The following is a 2,143-nucleotide window of genomic DNA, read 5'->3' as shown; positions in this document are numbered from 1 at the left end:
GCTTTTCCGTCTATGCTATGCAAGCGGGGGCTGCCCTAGTCGATTCCGTTGATAGTTCCCACGGTGCGATCGATCTTACCGAAAAAAATATCGCCCTGAATAATCTCAGTCAAGTTCCCCATCAATCCTACAGCACCGATGTTTTTAACTTTCTGCGCGACTGTCAGGAGGATTACGATCTGATTGTTCTCGATCCCCCCGCTTTTGCCAAAAGTATCCAATCCCGTCATCAGGCGGTTATGGCTTATAAAAGATTAAATTACCAAGCTTTCCAGAAAATTCGCCCCCAAGGTATTATTTTCACCTTTTCCTGTTCCCAAGTGGTTAACGAAGAACATTTTCAGGGGGCTGTCATGGCGGCAGCCATTGAATCGGCTCGCCCAGTGCGAATTTTAGCACGTTTAAGCCAACCGGCGGACCATCCCACCAGTATCTATCACTCGGAAGGTTCCTACCTGAAAGGATTGGTTTTAGCGGTGGATTGATGGAAAATTAAACGATTACCATCCGGATCATAGATGTAGATTTCCGGACCGTGGGAAGCCTGGCTAATTTCTCCCCTAGCACCATAGCCGATTTCGATCCAATGCTCGATCGCTTTTTCGAGACTCTCCACCTCGAAACAAATGCTCATGCCACTGCCCCTAGAATCGCTAAATTCGTCTCTGTGGGACTCTTTAGGGCAAAAAAGACCTAATTTAAGGTTAATCAGCCTAAATTCCGCATAAACGTCGGCAAGGTAGGGGTTTGGTTCCTGTTGCAACAATTGACGATAAAACTGTACCGAGCGATCGAAATTACTCGTGCCTAGGGCAATAAAAGCCTCTGTGTAATTGAATGGACTATCGGGGGGGTTATTCATTGGGGTGAGGGATTAGGAGAGAGGAGCAAGTCCTGTAGGGGCGAAGCATTCGGGCATAACCTATCGCTGAAACCGTAGATTTCCTATCCGAGATATGCTTCGCCCCTACTTTTTCACCATACCCTACCTATATCTGCAAGTCCCCTGGGACTATTTCCATCCGATCGAGGATCACCCTGAGCGTTCATCCGATCGAGTGATTTTGCGGAAAAGTGTTAAAAAAGATTGCTGTTTGTAAAGACAACTGTTACCGTGGGTTCAAGAGTGCGCTTTGAAGGAGGAAAAATCCCATGCACCCTAACCTATCCATCTATCCCTCGATTGCTTCGCTACTTATGTAGGGCATAGATGCACAAATCAAAGATTTCAGAAGCAAAACCAATAAATTCCCGTACTGTTGCTTAAAACAGGAGTTTGATCATGAAATTACAGGGAAAAACAGCCCTAGTCACGGGGGCATCCCGGGGTATTGGACGAGCGATCGCCTTAGAATTAGCCCGACAAGGTTTAAGCAGAATTGTGATTGTTGCCAGAGATCAAGAGCGATTAGAAAAACTAGCCAAAGAAATTGAGTCCCTAGGGGTCATTGCCACACCTTTAGCCCTAGATTTAACCGAAAATGACCTTGTTAGCACTTCAATTATCCGAGTTTGGCAAGAATGCCGCGGCATCGATATCCTCGTTAACTGTGCCGGTTTTGCCCATCAAACCCCCTTTCTACGCTCGCAATTTTCGCAAGTGCAAGCAGAAATATCTTTAAATCTGATGGCCCTGTACACGGTTACTCGCTTAATTGCCCGCCGGATGGCAATTCGTGGACATGGAACCATCGTCAATGTTTCCAGCATGATGGGTAAAATTGCCGCTCCTAGCTTCGCTACCTACTCGGCCACCAAATTTGCCATTTTGGGTTTTAGTCAAGCTCTCAGGTCGGAATTACGGGAACACAACATCAAAGTTGTCACCCTCTTACCCTCTTTAACCGATACGGATATGGTGCGAGAATTGCAGTTATTTCGATGGTTAAAACCGATGAGCGCCGAAGAAGTCGCCCAAACCCTAATTACTGGGTTAAATAGGGAAAAAACGGAAATTGTCGTCGGTTGGCAAAGTCATCTAGCTCTTTGGTGTCAAAAATTGGCCCCGAAACTGCTCGAGAAAATTGTCGATTTAGCCTCTCCCTTACGCCAAGGCAAAGGAAAGCGAGGATGGCGAGAAGTGTTTAACTAGGGTTTAATTAGGGTCTGGTGAAAAAGTTTTTCCTGGGGGTAGGGTGTGGGG

General features: G+C 46.4%; 3 protein-coding genes. 2 read left to right on the top strand and 1 reads right to left on the bottom strand.

All coding sequences use genetic code 11. The annotated features are described in order from the left end of the window. Positions 1-485 (top strand): methyltransferase (locus IQ242_RS23220; RefSeq protein WP_193961577.1); only part of this gene is annotated, 485 nt, incomplete at its 5' end. Here the strand turns inward: IQ242_RS23220 and IQ242_RS23215 are convergent. Continuing rightward, the gene (locus tag IQ242_RS23215; protein ID WP_193961576.1) at positions 452-862 is read right to left on the bottom strand and encodes a VOC family protein; all 411 of its coding nucleotides are present in this window, start codon (positions 860-862) and stop codon (positions 452-454) included. The two genes, IQ242_RS23220 and IQ242_RS23215, sit on opposite strands and share 34 nt — an antisense overlap. 420 nt (positions 863-1,282) lie before the next feature. On the opposite strand from IQ242_RS23215, the gene IQ242_RS23210 reads away from it, so the two are divergent. Further along, positions 1,283-2,092 carry an SDR family oxidoreductase gene (locus IQ242_RS23210; RefSeq protein ID WP_193961575.1) on the top strand — a complete coding sequence of 270 codons (810 nt, stop codon included), beginning with the start codon at positions 1,283-1,285 and terminating at the stop codon, positions 2,090-2,092. The last annotated feature ends 51 nt before the right edge of the window (positions 2,093-2,143 follow it).

This window comes from Microcystis sp. LEGE 08355 (assembly GCF_015207185.1).
Taxonomy (GTDB): Bacteria; Cyanobacteriota; Cyanobacteriia; order Cyanobacteriales; family Microcystaceae; genus Microcystis; species Microcystis panniformis.
The sequence above is the reverse complement of the archived record's forward strand: the minus strand, read 5'-3'. Positions and strand labels throughout refer to the sequence as shown.

What these genes read in the sequence shown, in the direction of transcription:
- IQ242_RS23215 (WP_193961576.1), bottom strand. Translation starts at nt 862, where the DNA reads ATGAATAACCCCCCCGATAGTCCATTCAATTACACAGAGGCTTTTATT.
- IQ242_RS23210 (WP_193961575.1), top strand. Translation starts at nt 1,283, where the DNA reads ATGAAATTACAGGGAAAAACAGCCCTAGTCACGGGGGCATCCCGGGGT.